The 19,350-nt window shown below is 60.9% G+C and carries 14 protein-coding genes; 5 read left to right on the forward strand and 9 right to left on the reverse strand.

Translation table 11 applies throughout. The annotated features are described in order from the left end of the window. Nucleotides 1–14 precede the first annotated feature (14 nt). The 4 genes from G5S37_RS01495 to tdh form a co-directional block, all read right to left on the reverse strand. Nucleotides 15–626, reverse strand: a complete 612-nt coding sequence (locus G5S37_RS01495; RefSeq protein WP_165200049.1) for a trimeric intracellular cation channel family protein — start codon at nt 624–626, stop codon at nt 15–17. Nucleotides 627–653: 27 nt separating this feature from the next. Continuing rightward, nucleotides 654–1,865 carry a metallophosphoesterase family protein gene (locus G5S37_RS01500; RefSeq protein WP_165200051.1) on the reverse strand — a complete coding sequence of 404 codons (1,212 nt, stop codon included), beginning with the start codon at nt 1,863–1,865 and terminating at the stop codon, nt 654–656. Nucleotides 1,866–1,967: 102 nt separating this feature from the next. Next, a complete protein-coding gene (locus tag G5S37_RS01505) occupies nt 1,968–3,161 on the reverse strand; it encodes a glycine C-acetyltransferase (RefSeq protein WP_165200053.1) in 1,194 nt (397 codons plus the stop codon). An 18-nt stretch (nt 3,162–3,179) separates the two neighbouring features. Further along, nucleotides 3,180–4,205, reverse strand: a complete 1,026-nt coding sequence (gene tdh, locus G5S37_RS01510; protein ID WP_165200055.1) for an L-threonine 3-dehydrogenase — start codon at nt 4,203–4,205, stop codon at nt 3,180–3,182. 92 nt (nt 4,206–4,297) lie between these two features. Between tdh and G5S37_RS01515 the strand changes: the two genes are divergently transcribed. From G5S37_RS01515 to G5S37_RS01525, 3 genes are all read left to right on the forward strand, one after another. Continuing rightward, complete coding sequence (locus G5S37_RS01515; protein WP_165200057.1) at nt 4,298–4,903, forward strand: XRE family transcriptional regulator; 606 nt, start codon at nt 4,298–4,300, stop codon at nt 4,901–4,903. A gap of 68 nt (nt 4,904–4,971) precedes the next feature. Next, nucleotides 4,972–7,197, forward strand: a complete 2,226-nt coding sequence (locus G5S37_RS01520) for a M60 family metallopeptidase (protein ID WP_165200059.1) — start codon at nt 4,972–4,974, stop codon at nt 7,195–7,197. A gap of 40 nt (nt 7,198–7,237) precedes the next feature. Beyond that, the gene (locus G5S37_RS01525) at nt 7,238–8,425 is read left to right on the forward strand and encodes an AGE family epimerase/isomerase (RefSeq protein WP_165200061.1); all 1,188 of its coding nucleotides are present in this window, start codon (nt 7,238–7,240) and stop codon (nt 8,423–8,425) included. 13 nt (nt 8,426–8,438) lie between these two features. Here the strand turns inward: G5S37_RS01525 and G5S37_RS01530 are convergent, their stop codons facing one another. Both G5S37_RS01530 and recJ read right to left on the reverse strand, forming a co-directional pair. Then, on the reverse strand, nt 8,439–9,467 hold the full coding sequence (locus tag G5S37_RS01530) for a methyltransferase (RefSeq protein WP_165200063.1): 1,029 nt from the start codon (nt 9,465–9,467) through the stop codon (nt 8,439–8,441). Nucleotides 9,468–9,523: 56 nt separating this feature from the next. Next, a complete protein-coding gene (gene recJ / locus G5S37_RS01535) occupies nt 9,524–11,242 on the reverse strand; it encodes a single-stranded-DNA-specific exonuclease RecJ (RefSeq protein ID WP_165200065.1) in 1,719 nt (572 codons plus the stop codon). Nucleotides 11,243–11,458: 216 nt separating this feature from the next. On the opposite strand from recJ, the gene hemL reads away from it, so the two are divergent. Together hemL and G5S37_RS01545 are read left to right on the forward strand one after the other, a co-directional pair. Continuing rightward, nucleotides 11,459–12,745: a glutamate-1-semialdehyde 2,1-aminomutase gene (hemL, locus tag G5S37_RS01540; protein WP_165200067.1), complete on the forward strand. Its 1,287-nt coding sequence runs from the start codon at nt 11,459–11,461 to the stop codon at nt 12,743–12,745. A 47-nt stretch (nt 12,746–12,792) separates the two neighbouring features. Then, nucleotides 12,793–14,028 carry a hypothetical protein gene (locus G5S37_RS01545; RefSeq protein WP_165200069.1) on the forward strand — a complete coding sequence of 412 codons (1,236 nt, stop codon included), beginning with the start codon at nt 12,793–12,795 and terminating at the stop codon, nt 14,026–14,028. Nucleotides 14,029–14,066: 38 nt separating this feature from the next. On the opposite strand, the gene G5S37_RS01550 is transcribed toward G5S37_RS01545, so the two are convergent. From G5S37_RS01550 to G5S37_RS01560, 3 genes are read right to left on the reverse strand one after another with little or no spacing between them, the layout of a single operon-like run. After that, on the reverse strand, nt 14,067–15,746 hold the full coding sequence (locus tag G5S37_RS01550; protein ID WP_165200071.1) for a hypothetical protein: 1,680 nt from the start codon (nt 15,744–15,746) through the stop codon (nt 14,067–14,069). Continuing rightward, the gene (locus G5S37_RS01555) at nt 15,743–17,080 is read right to left on the reverse strand and encodes a DUF1501 domain-containing protein (RefSeq protein WP_165200073.1); all 1,338 of its coding nucleotides are present in this window, start codon (nt 17,078–17,080) and stop codon (nt 15,743–15,745) included. Before G5S37_RS01555 ends, G5S37_RS01550 begins: the two co-directional genes overlap by 4 nt. A gap of 49 nt (nt 17,081–17,129) precedes the next feature. Then, nucleotides 17,130–19,313: a DUF1553 domain-containing protein gene (locus tag G5S37_RS01560; RefSeq protein ID WP_165200075.1), complete on the reverse strand. Its 2,184-nt coding sequence runs from the start codon at nt 19,311–19,313 to the stop codon at nt 17,130–17,132. Nucleotides 19,314–19,350 lie beyond the last annotated feature (37 nt).

The following is a 19,350-nucleotide window of genomic DNA, read 5'->3' on the forward strand; positions in this document are numbered from 1 at the left end:
CGGAGGAGGAAGGATCAGGTGCGTGAGTCGAAGACAGGAAGGCGCCATTTCCACACGATGGCTGCGAGCCGCAGCAGCAGGATCACGATCATGCCCACCAAGCCGGGCATGGGAAAGGTGGGGACGAACCGGTACAGCAGCACATAAGCGACAGACCCAATCGTGGCGGCGGTGGCGTACAGAAAAGTTTCCTGGCGGAACACGAGCGGCAGCTCGCGGCAGAGCACATCGCGAATGATTCCCCCGGCCACGCCGGTGATGACACCCAGGATCACGGCGATGATGCCGGACTCCTGGTATTGCAGCGACTTCTCTGCGCCCACGATGGTAAACATCGCCAGGCCGATTGCATCGGCAACCAGCAATGCCCGCAGCGGCATGCGCCAGAAGCGCGCGACCACGAAGGTGGCCAGCGCCGTGAGCAAGGCGGTGACAGTGACGGAAGGGTTTTGAATCCAGAACACAGGCTCCGCACCCAGGCACAGATCGCGGATGGTGCCCCCTCCCACCGCCGTCACGAGTGCCAGCACCAGCACGCCAAACAGATCGACACCGCGCCCTGCGGCGGCGAGCACACCGGAAATGGCGCACACGGCGACGGCGAAATGTTCAAGCCAGGGAGGCATGGGATGGGGCGCACATGAGCAAAGACACTAAGACGTCTTCAGCGGAGCAAACTCCTGCTGCTGGAGTACTTCGCCCTGGAGATTACGCATGGTGAACTGGAGTCGGGTTCCATTCGCATGCCCTTCCATGAACGTGGCCGCGTCCGGTTTTGGACCTCCGCCCACGAGTTGCGCGTACGGTCGCTCTGGTGAAGGTGGCAGCCAGGCGTGCTCGTGGGTATGTCCGGACACCACGACCTGCGCCTTCCACTCCACGAGAGCATCATGCCACAGATCGCGGCTTCTCCGGCTGAAGGCATCGTAGCTGCGGCCCTCTTCACTTTCATTGAGCCACCGGAGTGGGATGTGGCAGAAGACAACACGGTAGGGGGCATCGCGCAGCTCCGGTGTTGTCAGCACGTGGGAGCGCAGCCATGCGACCTGTTCCTTGCGGAGAGGTTCACACGCCACCCGGCCCTTGAAGCTGGGGTGGTCGTCATCTTTGTCTTCTCCGGTGTTCAGGCAGACCACGGCGACGGGGCCAGAGCGGAAGGCATAGTAGGAACGTCCTTCTGGTGCGGCGACATGATCGGCGAGTTGGTAGCCATACTGCCCGCGCAAATCATGATTTCCCCAAACGAGGAAGAGGGGGCGCTCTGCGGTGAAGTCTGTGCCGGCGGGATGCAGCAGCGTGGGGATGATCTGCTCCTCCTTGTGCCAGTCGTTGCAGATGTCTCCATTCCACAGGAGGAAGTTGGCAGAGTCCGGGGAGGCGGCATGCAGACGCGCGATGGTCTCATTGTTCTGGTGCGTGTCGTTCCACACCAGGAACTGCGTCTCCTCCGTCGTGGGGGCCAGGGTCCGCAGGGTGCGCCAGGCGCTCTCCTCACGTGCCGCGGGGTCGGTCATGGCCTCCGTGACGGTGCGGTAGGCATACGTCGTGCCGGGAGCGAGGTCGTGTAGGCGCACGCGTAGCGCTTTGGTGCTTTGGGTGGAGTAGCCGAAGGGATTTCCTCCGAAGTGCTTCACCTCATTGCCCTCCTTCACCTCAACCCAGCCACGCGCATGCCGTGAGACCCCCCACACAATTTCCGCACCATCCGCACGCGGCGCCATGACCACGGGTGGGGTGGTGGCGAGCGCGGGTGATGCTGGGGCTGCGGATGCGGAAGGAGGTGGCGTTGCCGGGGCCTGACCGGCGGCATGTGAGAGCGCAGCCACTCCAGTGGCGGCTTGGGTGAGGAAAAGGCGGCGTTTCATGATGAGAGTAAAACGACGTGGCGGACCCTGCTTGTCCAATGATGCCGCATTTTACGCATGGAATTCAATGGTAGATCACGGGAACAGGAACTGGGAGCGGAGTTACACGCCCAGCTCTAGCTTTACCTCAACAAACGCGGCTACCGCTTGTTCCAACTCCGCTTTCGTGTGTGCGGCACTGATCTGCGTGCGGATGCGCGCCTTGCCCACGGGTACCACCGGGTAGCTGAAGCCAATCACGTACACGCCGCGCTTCAGCATCGCATCGGCGAACTTCGTGGCCAGCGCGGCGTCTCCCAGCATGATGGGAACGATGGGATGCTCACCGGGCACGATGTTGAACCCGACCTTCGTCATCGCCTCGCGGAAATAACGCGTATTCGACTCCAGCTGGTCTCGCAGCTTGGTGGATTCTTCCAGGAGCCGTAGCGCTTCGAGTGAACCGCCGGCGATGCACGGGGCCAGGGTATTGGAGAACAGATAGGGCCGTGAGCGCTGGCGCAGCAGGGCGATGATGTCCTTTCGCCCGCTCGTATAGCCACCGGAAGCGCCGCCCAGCGCCTTGCCAAGCGTGCCCGTGAGAATATCGATGCGTCCCATGACATCACGATGCTCATGCGTGCCGCGACCATGCTTGCCCATGAAGCCCACGGCGTGCGAGTCATCCACCATGGTCAGCGCGCCGTACTTGTCCGCGAGATCGCAGATGTCTTTCAGGGGAGCGATGGTGCCATCCATCGAGAAGACCCCGTCCGTGGCGATGAGCTTGAACCGTGCTCCGGCTGCATCTGCGTCTTTCAGGCAGGCCTCCAACTCTGCCATATCGCTGTTCTTGTAGCGGTAGCGCTTCGCTTTGCAGAGGCGGATGCCATCGATGATACTCGCATGATTCAGTTCATCGCTGATCACCGCATCTTCCGGGCCGAGCAGCGTTTCGAAGAGCCCGCCGTTCGCATCAAAACAGGAAGAGTAGAGGATGGTGTCCTCCGTGCCGAGGAAGTGGCTGAGCGCCTCCTCCAGCTCCTTGTGCACCTGCTGCGTGCCGCAGATGAAGCGCACGCTGGCGAGACCGTAGCCCCAGTGCTCCAGCGCTTCATGTGCCGCACGCCGCACGGAGGGGTGCTGCGCGAGGCCGAGGTAGTTGTTCGCGCAAAGGTTGAGCACGGCGTCGCCGCCATTGGCGCGCACGAGGGAGCCTTGGGGAGTGGTGAGGATGCGCTCGCGTTTTATCGTGCCCGCTTCGCGGATGCCCTCAAGCTGCGCAGTGAGGTGTTGCTGAAACTTGGTATAGCTCATGACAAGTCGATGGGTTGTTCATGCCCAGTCCAGGATCACCTTGCCGCTTTGGCCGCTCTCCATGACCTCGAATCCCTTTTCGAACTCGGTGTAGTGATAGCGGTGGGTGATGACCGGCTTGATATCCAGGCCTGTCTCCAGCATCACCGTCATCTGGTACCAGGTCTCATACATTTCACGTCCATAGATGCCATGGATGGTGAGCATGTTGAATACGACCTTGGTCCAGTCGATCGCGATTTGCTCCGAGGGAATGCCAAGCATAGCGATTCGTCCGCCATGGCACATGTTGTCGATCATATCGCGGAAGGCCTGTGGATTACCACTCATCTCCAGGCCCACGTCGAAGCCCTCGCGCATGCCGAGTTTCTTCTGCACATCGGCCAGACTGCCACGAGTGACATTGTGAGCCACGGTCGCGCCCATCTTCTTCGCGAGGTCGAGGCGGTAGTCATTCACATCCGTCACCACCACGTGGCGGGCACCCGCATGCTTCACGACTGCGGCCGCCATGATGCCGATGGGGCCTGCGCCGGTGATGAGGACGTCTTCACCCAGTACTTCAAATGCGAGCGCGGTGTGGACTGCATTGCCGAAGGGGTCGAAGATCGCGGCAACCTCCTTGTCCACATCATTGCGATGATGCCAGACATTGGTCATCGGCACGCTGATGTATTCCGCGAAGGCCCCAGTGCGATTGACACCGATACCCACGGTGTCCTTGCACAGATGACGGCGGCCCGCGAGACAGTTGCGACAGCGGCCGCACACCACGTGCCCTTCGGCGCTGACGATTTCGCCGGGATGGAAGTCGCTCACATTCGAGCCCACTTCCACCACCTCACCCACGAACTCATGGCCCACGACCATGGGCACAGGAATGGTTCGCTGGGCCCACGCGTCCCATTTGTAGATATGCAAATCTGTTCCGCAGATGCCAGTCTTGTGCACCCGAATCAGGACATCATTGATGCCGATGGTGGGCTCTGGCACGTCTTGCAGCCAGAGGCCGCGTTCCGACTTTGCTTTGACGAGGGCTTTCATGGGTAAAGCATGTATATCCGGCATGCCGGATGAGAATTCCAATATTTTGGATTGCCATTTCCGGCATGCAAGACAAAAATCCGGTTTATTGTATGCCAAAGAAATCCGCCAAGACTGTTGCCCGACCCACCGCCGAACCTGCAGAGGCCATCAGCCGCCATCTCGGGAATCGGGTGAAACAACTGCGCGCGGAGCGTGGTTGGTCGCTGGAAGCACTGGCGGGGGCGAGTGGCGTGAGCAAGTCGATGCTGAGTGAAATCGAGCGTGAGCAGGCGAATCCCACGCTGGCCGTGACGCTTCGTATTGCCCAGGCCTTCGAGTTGAGCCTTGGGGAATTGATTGGCACCCCGGGCGCTACGTCCGGCATCCGGGTCATACGAAATGCGGATCGTGCCTATCATTATCGTTCCGATGATCATTGTCGGATTCGCACGCTGAGCCCGCTGAATCTGGAAAAGGATGTGGAGTTTTATGAGGTGACCCTCCAGCCCGAAGGGGCCTTGCGCAGCCAGGCGCACTATGAGGGCACACGCGAATTCCTCACCGTGGTGAAGGGGCAGGTGAAGGTGGAGTCCGGAGGGGACAGCGAACTTTTGCATCACGGGGACTCTTCGAACTACCGGGCTGATGTGCCGCACGCGATTGTGAATGCCGGACGAGGCGAGGCTGTGGTGTTCCTGGTGGTGATCTATCGATAGTTTCGCTGAATGCCGCGCTGGCCGCGCCCGTAGGCTTCACACTCATTTTCACGCTCCTCCTCACACCTATGAAACTGATGCTAACTCAGCACCTCATCGCTGCTGCATGTCTTTTGGGTGCCACGGCATCCGCACAGATGCCGGCGGATCTTGTCAAAGCGGAACGCACCAAAATCCTGGAAGGCGTGGGCTCGGTGCCCAAGACGGGTGCCCCGGGTCCGATTGCCATCTGGGGGACGATGGCATTTCCCATTCTCTCTGCACCTGACCGCCAGGGAGCGGAGTTGGCCGTGGCGGCAGCAGCGGGTTATGGCAAGGGACGAGTCATCCTCTTTGGTCACAACAGTTACCTCACCGGCAGTGAAGGTGGGGAACACGCGAGGCTCATGGAGAACTGCGTGAAGTGGGCCGGCAACAAGCCCAACCCACGCGTGGGTCTCAAGCAGGTGAATGCACTCAACTTCTACAGGGAGCGCGGCTTCAATTCCGCGAAGACCTTCACCGGCCCATTGGAACGCAAGACGCTGAATGACTTTGATGTCGTCATCATCAACATCCAAACCGTGACTGATCCCGCAGAAGGAGATGCGCTGGCGGCGTGGGTGAAAGAGGGCGGTGGTGTCGTCGCCGGCATGACGGGCTGGGCCTTTGAGCAAACCAGCGGTGGAAAGAACCTCGCTGTGGCCCATGGGGTGAATCGAGCGCTGATGCCAGCAGGTATTGCTATCACGGACATGAGTGCCTTTGATCAATTGCCATCCTTCCAAGCGCGCGTGGATTTGCCTGCGATGATGAATGCCTCGACGGCCATCGCTGCCATCAAGAAGCAGGGTGGCGGTGGTACTGCGCCTTCTGCGGAAGAGATGAAGCAGGGTATGAGTGCCATCCAGGTGGCGCTGGCTTCCCAACCGCCGGATCGCAACAATCTGCGTGATGCCGTGGTTGCCGCGATTGGAGGCATGGGAAGTGCCACGCCCGTGCCTACGAAAGCGGAGCCACTCACCGAAGTGAAGAATCCTGCCGACCGTCTCCGCCTCGGCATGGAGACGCGTGTGTTGCGCCTGGCGCCCGGTAGCGCGGCGGCCGCGCACCCAGCGCATGTGGCCTTCCCGGGGAAGGCGCCGGCGGATGCTCCGCGCATCACCCAGGAGGTGAAGGTGAATCCGGCAATCCCCGGATGGACCAGCACGGGGCTCTACGCGGTCGCAGGTGAACCCATCACCGTGACGCTGCCTGCCAATCTGGTGGGCAAGGGTTACGCGGTGCGCATCGGCTGTCACTCGGACACGCTGTACCATCTGGAGAGCTGGTCGCGTGCGCCGGACATCACCAAGTCTGTTGCGCTCGAATCCGCGGAGACCAAGGCTGCGAGCGCGTTCGGTGGATTGATCTACATCGAAGTGCCGGGACGTGCTGCGAGTGATGCGCCGTTCGCCGTGAGCATCAGGGGCGGCATCGCCGCTCCCTTGTTTGTGCTGGGGCAGGACGATGACGCAAAGTGGAACAACGAGATCAAAAACCGCCCGGCTCCCTGGGCGGAACTGGCCTGCGACAAGGTGATTCTCTCAGTGCCCACGGAAGCGGCGCGCGCCGTGAAGAACCCCACGGAGCTCATGGCATTCTGGAAGAGGGTTGTGGAAGCACAGGACGATGTGAGCAACCAGACCGCCGAACGCAAACGCCCCGAGCGCATGGTGGCGGACGTGCAGATCAGCGCGGGCTTCATGCACTCGGGCTATCCCATCATGATCCACGTGCCAGAAGCCATGGAGATGGTGACGTACGGTCGCATCAAGTTCCCCGGTTGGGGCTTCTACCACGAGATTGGGCACAACCATCAGCGGGATACCTTCACCTTCGCCGGCACAGGGGAAGTGACGAACAACGTCATCGGCATGTACTGCTACCATGCCGTGCTGCAAAAGGACTGGCTCATCGGCCATTCCGCCATCAGCGAGGAGGCGCGAAAGAAGAGCGTGCAGAAGATCAAAACGGCCTCAGACAAGTGGGCCGCGTGGAAGGCGGATCCTTTCCTGGCACTCACCACGTACATCCAGCTCGTGCAGGCGTTTGGCTGGGATAGCTGGAAGAAATACCTGCACAGCTTTGCCGACAGCAGCTACGGTCCTGCACCAAAGAACGACGAAGAGCGCCGCGACCAGTTCCTTGTCCGCTATTCGAAAATCGTGAACAAGAACCTCGGACCCTTTTTCGATGCATGGGGCATTCCGGTGAGCTCCAGCGCGAAGGCCGAGGTGTCGAAACTGGAGGCGTGGATGCCGAAAGAGATGTGAATGACTTTTGGCGGTGTCATCGTAGTGCTGTCAATTGTTGATGACACACGACACTGCCAGACTTGCCGCCTTCTATCGCGAAGCATTGCTGCGCGACTGTGTGCCTTTCTGGTTTCCTCGCTGTGTGGACACGCAGCATGGAGGCTTCCTGCATTGTCTGGACGCGGATGGTTCACTGCTCGACACGGACAAGTCCGTGTGGGCTCAGGGACGCATGAGCTGGATGCTGCTCACGCTTTTCAACACGGTTGAACAGCGCCCGGAGTGGCTGGCGTGGGGCGAGAGTGGTTTGCGTTTCCTGGAGCAGCATGGCGTGGACAAGACGGATCCGCTCGGGCGCATGTACTTCCACCTCACGCGTGAAGGCCACCCGATTCGCAAGCGTCGTTACGCCTACAGCGAGAGCTTTGCTGCGATTGCCTATGCCGCGCATGCACGAGCGACCGGCCATGCTGTCTCGGCAGAGCGGGCACGTGCGTTGTTTGATCTGTTTGTGAAGTGGAACTTCACCCCCGGCCTTATGCCGCCGAAATACACGGATGTGCGAACGATGATCAGCATGGCGCCGCGCATGATCACACTGGTCACGGCGCAGGAGCTTGCCACCAATCTCGGGGACGATGCAACCCTGCGAGGTTGGAGGGATCGCTGCATTGAGGAGATTGAGAAGTACTTCGTGAGGCCTGAGCTACAGTGCGTGATGGAGAACGTCTCGCCGGATGGCAGCCTCATGGATCACTTCGATGGACGCCTGCTGAATCCTGGACACGCCATGGAGGCGGCGTGGTTCATCATGCAGGAGGGTGCGTTTCGGAGGGAATCACGTTTCGTCGAGCTGGGCTGCAAGATGCTGGACTGGATGTGGGCCCGCGGCTGGGATCCCGAACATGGTGGCATCTTCTACTACCGGGATGCTGCAGGGAAGCCGGTGCAGGAGTACTGGCACGACATGAAATTCTGGTGGCCGCATGATGAGGCGCTCATCGCCACGCTGATGGCCTGGAGACTGACCGGTGAGACGCGCTATGCCGCGATGCATGAACAGGCGCGTCTCTGGAGCTTTCAGCACTTCGCGGATCCACAGCACGGTGAATGGTTCGGCTATCTGAATCGCGACGGCTCCCGATCCACCACGACCAAGGGGAACCTTTGGAAGAGCTTCTTCCACCATCCGCGTGCCCTGTGGATGTGCCACGGCATGCTGGCGGCAGAGACGCCGCCAGCGTAGTCGATGGATACACTTACTTGGTCGCTATCATGAACCCGCGATCCGCTGCGGTATCCAGATATGCACCCGGCTTGAACCCTGCCTCGCTGCACAGGTCCGCATACTCCTGCACGGAGTAGCATTTACCCTGCGTGGAGTGCATCAGCAGTGAGGAATACTCCGCCACCGGGAGAGGACCGGTCTTGTCGGCATTGATGAAGGCATCATGGATGATGAGCAATCCACCCGCAGGCAGCGCCTTGTAGGAGATGGCGAGAAGCTCCTTCACCTCGGTGGTGCCCCAGTCGTGCAGCACGTTGGAGAAGAGGTGCACATCGCAATCGGCGGGCAGCGCATCCTTGAACATGTTCCCCGTAGCCACGGAGACGCGATCATGGAAGCCGCGCTCATCGATGCAGCGTTGGGCGATGCGATCCACCGGAGCCTGATCGAGCACGGTCGCTTGCAGATGCGGATGATGCGCGCAGAAGGAGCACGCGTAGATGCCGCTGCCACCACCGATATCCAGCAACCTCTTGCGCCCGGTGAGATCCACTTTCTTTGCCATCGCCTGCGCGAGGTAGATGCCGCGGCAGTCCATGGCTGCGGTGAAGCTGCGGGAGAACTCATCCGTCTCCATGGCCTTGTGCCAGTCCAGTGCTGCCTTGTCCCCGCCCCAGTTGGCGGGCTTGTCGGTCTTCAGCACCTGAAGGTAGTCCTTCACAATGGGCCTGTCCTTCAGGGACGCATAGTAGGGCTTCAGATTCCACGGCGAGTCACTCGTGAGGTGTTCCACCGCCGTGGGCGTGGCGTGATAAGTGCCCTCTCGATTCTCCACGAAGCCATTCGCCGCGCAGAGGGTGAGCAGCACATCCAGCGGGCGCTCCGTGAAGCCGAAGTGCGCAGCGATGCCATCTTTCGTGGACGGGTTCGCGTGCAGCCATGTGAAGAAGTCCAGATGCACCACCGCGGTGGTGATGAAGTCAGCGGCATACAGCCCGTCGCGATAGCGATAGGCGCGGATGGGATCCGTGGAGGGAACGGCGGTGAGGTCTAGCGGCATGCCTCGCATGGAAGCGCGAAGTTGCCCGGAGGAAAGCGGGAAGTACGTGCCTGCCGCTATTCCGCCGTCCGCACCTCGCAAATCATGAGCTGCCAGGAGACCTGCCCGCGCCACGAGTGGCGCTGCACCTTGATGGCCACATCCCAGGGAGAGGGAGGGGCGTCCTTCACTGGAGCATTGAACCACATCGCTGGCCGCACTTCCTTCCCCTGCCGCAGCATAAGCTTCCAGTGCTTCTCCTTCAGCACCTGGCCGGGGAGATTGGGCTCCACCCCGCGGCACAGAAAGACTGGCTCGGGATTGCCCATGCCAAAGGGTTCCATGCGAGCGTAGCCATCGAAGAAAGGCGGTGCCAGATCAGCGAGGCGAATCTCCGCATCGAGATGCAGACGCGGCGCCAGTTCATCTGCGCGAATTTGCGCGCGCACACCTTCGATCATCGCCGAGCGGAAGGCGGCGAGATTCCCTTCTTGCAGGGCCACGCCCACGGCCATGGGGTGACCGCCACCCTTGTCCAGCAAATGACGGCAGCTATCCAGCGCAGCCACGAGCGAGATGCCCGCCACGCTGCGTCCACTGCCCTTGCCCATGCCATTCTCATCAAAGGCCAGCATCAGGACAGGGCGATGATATTCCCGCATGAGGCGGGAGGCGACAATACCTACCACACCCGGGTGCCAGCCGCGTGAGCCGAGCACGATGCACTCGCCCTGTGCGAGTGTCGGATCAGAGGCGAGCATGGCTTGCGCCTCGCGCTGCACGGTGTTTTCCACTTCCTGCCGCTCACGATTGTGCAGATCCAGCAGGCTGGCGAATTCGTTCGCTTCCTGCGGATCCGTGCAGAGCAAGAGATCGAGCGCTGTCTGGGCGGTGTCGAGTCGTCCCGCTGCATTCAAGCGCGGGCCAAGGCGAAAGCCGATATGATGCGCCTGCACGAAGCCGTCCAGGCCGGTGATATCCTTCAGCGCTTTCAGTCCCACGCAGCGGGTCGCGCCCAGGACATCAAGTCCCTTGCGCACCAGAGCACGATTTTCCTCCTTCAGTGGCACGAGGTCCGCCACGGTGCCCATGGCGACGAGATCCAGATGGTCCTTGAGGTCGAAATGCTCCAGCCGGCGCGTCTTCAGCAGCGCATGCGCCAGCTTGAAGACGAGGCCCACGGTGCACAGGTAGGTAAAGGGACCGCCCTCGCCCTGCAGTTTCGGATTCACCAGCGCCGCGCATTCGGGTAGTCGGGGGGTGGGCTCGTGATGATCCACGATGATGCACTCCACGCCCTGTGCCTTCAGCCAATCCGCCTCTGCAACCGACCCGGTGCCGCAGTCGAGCGCGATGAGCAGGTCCGGCTTGCCATGCCGCTCAAAGCAGCGCGCGAGGCCATCAAGGCTGAGCCCATAGCCCTCCTCCATGCGTAGTGGGAGGAAGGCACGCGGATCCAAGCCATAGGCTCGCAGCGTGTGCGTGAGCAGGGTGATGGAGGTCACACCATCCACATCGTAGTCGCCGTAGAGCACCACGCTTTCCTTTTTGTCCACCGCCTGGAAAATGCGCTCCACTGCAGCCTGCATATTCGGCAGTACAAAGGGATCGCCCAGGTCGGAGAGGCGCGGGTTGAGGAAGGTCCGCGCTAGTGCCTCCACTTCATGACCACGCAGGGCCAGCAGGTGCAGCAGCAGGGGATTTAGCTCTCTTCCCAGCGGCCCTTGGGCAAGCGCCTGCACGACGGCGGCGTCTGGAGATTGCAATGACCAAAGGGGGGCAGGGGCAGATGACATCTAAAGGGACGTGACAGCGTGAAACTCAATTTGCACGGATGCTAGCGGACCCATGGGCGTCGTCCATGGGTTTTGTCTCGGAGGGATGCGATTGTGATATTTTGACGACGATGGAGGAAATGTGGCCCTGCCTGCCGAGGTGTGGACGTCGTTTGAGGCGCTGAGTCTGCTGATGCCTCCACTTGTAGCCCGCCGACTTGTCGCTAATCATGAGGCATGTCCAACGGCCCGCTTTCCACCAGCCTCTTCGCCCTCGCCAAGAAATACATCCCCGGCGGGGTGAACTCCCCCGTACGCGCGTTCCGCAACGTCGGCGGCGAGCCGTTCTTCGTGCGCCGCGCCAAGGGCTGCCGCATCTGGGACGTGGATGGCAAGGAGCTCATCGACTACGTGGGCACTTGGGGCCCGGCCATTCTGGGCCATGCACCGCTGCCGGTCATTGAAGCCATCCACAACGCGGCTAAGGACGGTGTGAGCTTCGGCATTCCCAATCCCTACGAAGTGGAGATGGCCAAGCTCATCTGCGAGTGGGTGCCCAGCGTGGAGAAGGTGCGCATGGTGAACAGCGGCACGGAGGCCACCATGAGTTGCATCCGCCTCGCACGTGGCTTCACCGGGCGCGACCGCATTGTAAAGTTCGACGGTTGCTATCACGGTCATTCTGATGGCTTGCTTGTCGCCGCAGGCAGTGGCGCTCTCACGCATGGCCGCCCGGACAGCGCCGGTGTGCCTGCCGCTTATGCCGACCTCACCACCGTGCTGCCGTACAATGATGTGGCCGCGCTGGAAGAGTGCTTCGATAAGATGGGCCACGAAATCGCCGGCGTCATCGTGGAGAGCTATCCTGCCAATGCCGGTCTCATCCTGCCGCAGCCCGGCTACCTGGCGAAGCTACGCGAGATCACGCAGAAGCACGGCGCTGTGCTCATCTTCGATGAAGTGATGACCGGCTTCCGCGTTGCCAAGGGCGGCGTGCAGGAACTCGAGAACTACTCACCGGACCTCACCGCCATGGGCAAGGTCATCGGCGGCGGCATGCCCGTGGGTGCCTTCGGTGGTCGTGCGGACATCATGGACATGCTCGCTCCGGAAGGTCCCGTGTATCAGGCCGGAACCCTGAGTGGCAATCCCGTGGCCATGGCTGCCGGTCTCGCCCAGCTCCGCGAAATGGAAAAGCAGCAGGGCTGGAAGCGACTCGATGAACTCGGTGCCATCATGGAGGAAGCCGTGCTCGACACGCTGAAGCAGACGGGCCGCAACTACCAGTGGTACCGCGTCGGCAGCATGTTCTGCCTCTTCTTCACCGAGACCCCCGTCCGCAACCTCACCGACGCCAAGACGAGCGACCTCGCCTCCTTCCGCAAGTTCTTCCACTACTGCCTCGACAAGGGCGTGTACTTCGCGCCTTCCCAGTTCGAGACCGGTTTCATCAGCACCGCGCATGCGCCGGAAGATCTGGCGCGCACGGCGGAGGTGGTGAGGGAGGCGTTGTTGGCGCTGTAGGAGACTGGACGTCCCCAAGCACGTAGCGATTCCGCGAAATGGTCTGGATGATATTCACCGGCTTGGTGGCGGCACTTGCTGTCGTGACGTGGTACCGCCTTCCTGTCGGCACGGTTTTTGGAAGAACAGTGAGGCTGCGCGAACTTCTGAATGCCAATACTAGGCTGCAACTTCGCATGGGAGACGCGAACCGGCGGCTGGCTCCCATCAAAGCGCTGCCAGCCAAGCAGCGTTTGGACGCGCTCCTCAGACTCGAAGAGAGCCACGGTAACGTATTTTTGACGGGCGACACAATCCGCATGGAAATAGTCGCTACAGGCATCAGCGAAGCAGTGCCCCATATCAAAGCTCTCCTATCCCTGCCTATGGAGGGGCGTCGCGCTATTTGTAGTGGCGTGACGATGGCGCTGGAACGCCTGGCTGCTGAGGAGGACTACAGGGTGAAGGTATTCGCGTTGCTTGTTCCATATCTGGACTACAAAGGAGAATACTCTCATTCTCCCGTGGCAGTGGAGCAGCTTCCGGAATTGCTGTTGCGATTGGACGTTCAGTGGGCGGACCGAGTGCTGCGCATGCCTGAGTATCTGAGTCCTGATTTCGAACATTTCATCAATGTGCTTGAGGCCCTCAATGATCATCGTAGAACGGTGGACAAGGACAAGCTGGAGCAATGGCTCCGCGAATTAGACTCGGATAACTTCGGGTATGGAGAGGGAAGAACATACATCGAACTCGCCAGAGCAATGTCTGTTCACGACTGCGACGTAGCGGACGAGACTCTTGGCAGAATGGTAGCTCAAGGTGTTGAGGTTTCCGTCCTGGCAGCTGAAAACTTGCTAAGCTTGCGCAATCTTCCCCATCCGCGATTTACTTTGAGCGATCGTGTCGACAAGTCAGGCCTTGAGAGCTTAAGCCACGAGGAGCGAACCGTCTGGCTGGTGGATCGCTATAACTATGCCATGAGCGTGGGGGTGACAACCCAACTGGATGATGACGACTTCGTTCCCTTGATATCCTCCATCATTACGGCCCTCAGGGAAGTCGACGCACCCAAAGCTGCCATACGGCTCACGCGTCTGGCTGAACTCTACTGGCCGGAAGGACCAAGTCCAGGTCGTGACCCCGTTAGCCGCCTCATCGAGGCTCACGGTGATGACTGGCATGAACTCGTCGATGCCATTGTAGAAGAACATCAGCCCCTTGAAGACACCAGTTTGTTGGCGCTGACTTACGAGCTGAAGCACGCAGATTGTTTCCAGAAAAAGTCAGCAATTCCTGACTGACTTTTGGTGCTTATCAATGGCGCTGTATCGCAGACACCCTACTGCCCCGCCTTCACCGTAAGCCAGATCGTCGGCCCTGAATCTCGCAGTGACGTCCCACGAAGGGCCTCACCACGCAGCGGCCCTTCCACACGCTGAAACTTCGGCGGGTCAGACTTGTCCCAGATCGTCACGTTGATGGGTTGATTGGCGGCAGCGGCATTGGCCGCCGCTTGAATTTTCAGTTCCACCTCTCCGCCCTTCTCCGGCACAGGTGTTTCCGGGCAGAAGACGCCGATGGGCAGATTGCCCAGGCGCACGGCGAGTGGGCCTTTGAAGCCATTGCGGAACTTGAAGGTCGCCTTGAGGCTCACGGTCTTGCCTGCGGTGAGGACAAGGGGCTTCGCATCCGCCAGCGCCACAGTGTAGTCAGGTTGCGGGGTGGCAAGCTCCAGCACATAAGACGCATCCTCGCTGCCCTTGTGGAAGAGATCGGATACGATGACCTGATACACCCCATCCACCGCGGCGGTCCATTGCGCCTGGGGATCGGCGGAAGCGCCCGCATCATCCACGGTCGAGGTAATCTTGCCATCGGGCGCTTCGATTTTGATCAAGGAGTCGAGTGGTAGACCCAGTTCCTTGGACCACACGCGCGCTTCCATGCGATCGCCCTTCTTCAAGGTGATGGCATAACGGTCCACATCCTCCTTGCCCGAGATCCGGCCACCCACACATCCGACTTCTACGGGTGTCGCCTGTTCCTTCGTGTCATTTGGTTCCTTCTCGGTGGTGGGAGCCTTGTCACAGAGCACCACCTGGAGTGGCACGAGGGTATTGGGCAGGGACACTTGGGCGATCCCGTCTTCGATGCTGCGGAGTTGCGCGCTCTCGACGGTCGTCTTCAGCTTGCTCTGGTCGAGATTGTGTCCGTATAGCGTTAACTCGGTCTTACCAGTCTTCATCACCGCAGCGGGGAAGAGCTGCGTCACCACCGGACCGCTGCTGAGATGCAGGCGATACACAATGGTCGGTCCGCCGAAGAAGCGTTCATCCGCCGTGGGAGGATGCGCGAAGCCGGCGATCTGCACCGTGTAGCGGCCATCTTTGGGGGCCTTGAAGACAATGTCCGGATCCAGATTGCGCCCGTCACTCGCGGTGAGCACGCGTTCGCCGGCTTCATTCACCACGTGCGCGATCACATCGACACCGGAGCCGAGGCTGTAGGCCTCCACCATGCCGACGAGCGTCTGGCCTTCGCGGAGTTTGAGGGAGTAACCATCAACATCGCCGCTCTTGTCGAGCTTGCCATTGATGCACACCGGCATCTGCTGCAGCACCTGCGGCTTCTCCCAAGCGTCGTTTGGTTCGGCCTCTGTGATCTCCGGCAGCGTGCCGATGCTGAACCAGCGTGGCTCCGAAGCACCTTCCGCATTCACGGCATGAATCAGGTAGAGCCCCGGCTTTGCCTCTTTGCTAAGGGTGGCGTTCCACTCCCGTTTCTTGCCCGAGGGCGTGAGAGTCAGTCCGGGAGTCTCTGTCCAGAGCGTGACCTTGTCATCCAGCTTGCCAATGGCGGCCATGGTGAAGGTTGAACCCACCTGGCCCCCAGCGGGGAACAGGGCCTGAAGGACAGGGATTTCTGCTCGCAACGAAGCGCCAGCCGAGAGAGCCAGCGCTCCAAGTCCCAACAAGCAACGATGCACCACACGCACTCCCACGCAGATACTCACACTCACGCAAAGAGCTCCTTGATCGGCTTGCCGCCATTCACGAGGTGCACCGGACGCCCCGTGCTGGTGTGCAGCATCTGGTGCGGATCGATGCCCAGCTTCGTGTAGAGCGAAACGGCGAAGTCCTCGGGCGAGTAGATGTTCTCGGAGGCGTAGTACCCTTTCGGATCCGTGGCACCGATGATCTGTCCGCCGGGGATTCCCGCACCTGCCATGAGCACGCTCATCGCTCCTGGCCAGTGATCCCGTCCGGCATCCTTGTTCACCTTTGGCGTGCGACCGAATTCACCAAGGCAAATCACCAGCGTGCTGTCCAGCATGCCGCGTTGATCGAGGTCCGTGATGAGTCCACTCAATCCGCGATCCAGCCTGTCCGCGTAGCTGTCCTTATAGCCTTTGAAGAGGGCACGGTGATGGTCCCAGCCGCCCCAGTAGGCCACGGTGAAGGAAACTCCCACCTCTGCCAGACGGCGCGCGAGAAGCAGGCGCTGGCCAAACTCATTCTTCCCGTAGAGCTCGCGGGTTTTCTCCGGCTCCTTGCTCAAGTCAAAAGCCGCCTGCGCCGTGGGCGAAGTCACGAGTTCCATGCCCTGCTGGTAGAACTGGTCAAAGCCCACCGTTGGGTCCTCGGCGACCTGCTCATGGATGCGCTGCATGCGATCCAGCGAGGCGCGCAGGTCATTGCGATTCATCGCGCGGCCTTCGCTGATGCCTTCGGGAATGGCCACGTCGCGCACGCGGAAGGACTTGTCGCTCGGGTCGCCGCCAATCACGAAGGGCGCATGCTGCGCACCGAGGAAGTTCGGACCACCCGAGCGCGAGACGCTGGGCAGGCTCATGTACGAGGGCAATCCACCGCGCACGCCACGCTCATAGGAGACCATCGACCCGAAGGAGGGATGGAAACTCACAAACGCCCCGCAACCCACGGGCACCGGGGTGGGGGAGCCCGTCATCAGGTAGTGATTGCCACCACCGTGATTCGGATCTTTGTGGCAGATGGAGCGGACGACGGAGAATTTGTTGAAGGTCTTCGCCAGCAGCGGGACGCTCTCGCTGAAGTGCACCCCGGGCACACAGGTGGGGATGGACTTGAAGTCCCCGCGGATGTCCTGCGGTGCGTCCGGCTTCGGGTCGAAGGTCTCGTAATGCGAGGGACCACCGTCCAGCCACACGAGGATGCAATTGATCTGGTCCGGGCTCGCCTTGCCCCGTGCCTGTGCCGCCTGGGCTCTGAGCGCCAGCACATCCGTGAAGGCAAGGCCACCCAACGCGCCGAAGCCGACCTGCAGGAAGTCGCGGCGGCCGAAGCCATTGCAGTTGGTGTTGAAGGGACTCATGAGGGGGCTGGAGGCAGGTAGGAATACGGCCCGGCGAGCGGGCTTCTTTTCAGTGGTTGAAGACGAACTCGGCGGAATTGATGAGCGCCCAGGCGAGGTCGCCGATGGCATTTTGCCGATTGGCCTGGGGCTGGCTCAAAAAGCGGACGGACACGCGCAGCTCCTCCTCGTCCGGGAGGCGGCTGTACAGCGTGAGGTACAGCTCGGAAACGAGGTCGATGTCCGACACCTCACGCTTCGCAAGCTGGCCAATGCGGCTGTCCTCATTGTTGAGCTTCTTCTGGATATCTGAGGAATTCATCAGGTGCAGCGCCTGGATCACACTGGACTTCCGCTCGCGTTCGCAGGGGCACTCTTGGCTCGCGTTGGGGCGGCCAAAGGCATCCAGGAAGTCCGAATCAATCTTGTAGTTCCAGGTCTGCACCGCGCGGGAATGCGGCGGTAGTCCGCTGTACTTGTCCTTCATCCCGGTGGCATCGCACACGGCATCCAGCAGCACTTCCGCACTCATGCGGCGCTTGATGCCGCGCGCGTAGTTCTTCGTGTCCGCCACATTGTGCTCATTGGGTTGGGTGCTGAGCTGATAGGTGCGCGAGTTCACGATGGTGCGCATGAGGTGCTTCATGTCGAAGCCATGTGCGACGAAGTCCTGCGCCAGCCAGTCCAGCAGCGCCGCATTCGTCGGCGGATTGGAAACGCGGAAGTCATCCACCGGATCCACGATGCCGCGCCCGAGGAAGTCCGACCAGATGCGGTTCACAATCGCGCGGGCGAAGAAAGGATTGTCGCTGCCGGACATCCAATCCGTGAGCCCCTTGCGCGGGTCTTGCCCAGCTACATATGGCATCTCGGGACCATCAGGCACCTTGGGAGTCATCACCGCGTCGGTGATGGGATGCGTAACCTTGCCACCGCTGCCGTACCACACATACTCCGGCTCTCCAGAGATGGGAGCGGAAATGCCCTGGCCCTTGCGCTTCATCTGGCCAAAGAAGGCCGCGAGCTGGAAGTAGTCTTCCTGCGTCCACTTCTCACTCGGGTGGTGATGGCACTTTGCGCAATCGAGGCGCACGCCGAGGAAAATCTGCCCCACGAAGGAAGTCGCATCGACCGGGTCACGCTTGTCACGGAACACGGCTACGGGCCCATACTCATGGCTGCTGCCCTCCGCGGTGAGCAGCTCCTTCACCATGGTGTTGTAGGGCTTGTTCGCGCGGAAGCTTTCGCGCAGCCACTGGTCGAGCAGGTACACCGGTTTCACGCCCACGCGGGAGGGATTGGGCCGGATGAGGTCGCCCCACTTCACCGCCCAGTGGTCGGCATAGTTGCGATGCTCCAGCAGTTCATCCACGATGTGCTTGCGCTTGTCAGCACGGGTATCAGCCAGGAACTTCCGCGCCATCTCCGGCGTGGGCAGCATACCGATGAGATCCAGCGAGACCCGGCGTAGGAACTCCGCATCCGTGCACGTTTCGGAGGGCAGCAGGCCCAGCTTGCGATGGCGCTCATACACCAGCCGGTCGATTTCATTATTCACCGGCAGCTTCGTGTAAAGCTCCTCGGGCAGGACCTTGTCCGATGGAACGGTGATGCGCGCGATATCCACCAGTCCCATGTAGCGCACCACGATCACGCCCTCGCCGCTGACCTTGCCCACAGTGACCAGTCCCTGCTCATCTACCGAGGCCATCTCCTTGTCCTGGGAGAGGTACTCTGTAAGGCGGGTGACATCGCGTGTCTTCCCATCGGAATAGGTCGCGGTGACCTTGAGCGGTTGATTCGCCGCCTTTGCGTAGGTCTTCTCACGCGGTTCCACCGCCACAGAAGTGAGCTTGGCCTCATTCTCGGAAGAGAAAGGCACGCCCTGCTGCATCCACTCGATGAGAATGCGATAAGCCTCGCTGTCCGTCTTGATGCGCTCGCCACCCTCGTGAGCCACGGCGCCCGTGGCTTTCTTCAGCAGCAGGCTTTCCTCGGGCGCGGCCAGGAGCAGTCGGCGACCACGATCATCGCTCACGATCTCATCATAGTCGTGCTTCGGATCATAGCCGAAGACAGAAAGCTTGAAGTTGTTCTGCCCTTCCGGCTTCGCGTGGCAAGTGCCCGCCGCGCATCCCGCCTTCATGAGCTGGGGCATCACATCATTGGTAAAGCTAATCGGGTCCGCGGCATGTGCCATCATCCCCGGCGACAGGGTCGCCAGGAGCATGGGAAGCAGCGGGTTGCGGGGCATTTGGAAGTTACGGAATAAGGGGTGTATTCTTGCGATG

The sequence above is a fragment of the Roseimicrobium sp. ORNL1 genome (genome assembly GCF_011044495.1).
Lineage (GTDB): Bacteria > Verrucomicrobiota > Verrucomicrobiia > Verrucomicrobiales > Verrucomicrobiaceae > Roseimicrobium.

What these genes read in the sequence shown, in the direction of transcription:
- G5S37_RS01505 (WP_165200053.1), bottom strand. Translation starts at nt 3,161, where the DNA reads ATGAGCTATACCAAGTTTCAGCAACACCTCACTGCGCAGCTTGAGGGC.
- tdh (WP_165200055.1), bottom strand. Translation starts at nt 4,205, where the DNA reads ATGAAAGCCCTCGTCAAAGCAAAGTCGGAACGCGGCCTCTGGCTGCAA.
- G5S37_RS01560 (WP_165200075.1), bottom strand. Translation starts at nt 19,313, where the DNA reads ATGCCCCGCAACCCGCTGCTTCCCATGCTCCTGGCGACCCTGTCGCCG.
- hemL (WP_165200067.1), top strand. Translation starts at nt 11,459, where the DNA reads ATGTCCAACGGCCCGCTTTCCACCAGCCTCTTCGCCCTCGCCAAGAAA.
- G5S37_RS01515 (WP_165200057.1), top strand. Translation starts at nt 4,298, where the DNA reads ATGCCAAAGAAATCCGCCAAGACTGTTGCCCGACCCACCGCCGAACCT.
- G5S37_RS01545 (WP_165200069.1), top strand. Translation starts at nt 12,793, where the DNA reads ATGATATTCACCGGCTTGGTGGCGGCACTTGCTGTCGTGACGTGGTAC.
- G5S37_RS01520 (WP_165200059.1), top strand. Translation starts at nt 4,972, where the DNA reads ATGAAACTGATGCTAACTCAGCACCTCATCGCTGCTGCATGTCTTTTG.
- G5S37_RS01495 (WP_165200049.1), bottom strand. Translation starts at nt 626, where the DNA reads ATGCCTCCCTGGCTTGAACATTTCGCCGTCGCCGTGTGCGCCATTTCC.
- G5S37_RS01500 (WP_165200051.1), bottom strand. Translation starts at nt 1,865, where the DNA reads ATGAAACGCCGCCTTTTCCTCACCCAAGCCGCCACTGGAGTGGCTGCG.
- G5S37_RS01530 (WP_165200063.1), bottom strand. Translation starts at nt 9,467, where the DNA reads ATGCCGCTAGACCTCACCGCCGTTCCCTCCACGGATCCCATCCGCGCC.
- G5S37_RS01555 (WP_165200073.1), bottom strand. Translation starts at nt 17,080, where the DNA reads ATGAGTCCCTTCAACACCAACTGCAATGGCTTCGGCCGCCGCGACTTC.
- G5S37_RS01525 (WP_165200061.1), top strand. Translation starts at nt 7,238, where the DNA reads ATGACACACGACACTGCCAGACTTGCCGCCTTCTATCGCGAAGCATTG.
- recJ (WP_165200065.1), bottom strand. Translation starts at nt 11,242, where the DNA reads ATGTCATCTGCCCCTGCCCCCCTTTGGTCATTGCAATCTCCAGACGCC.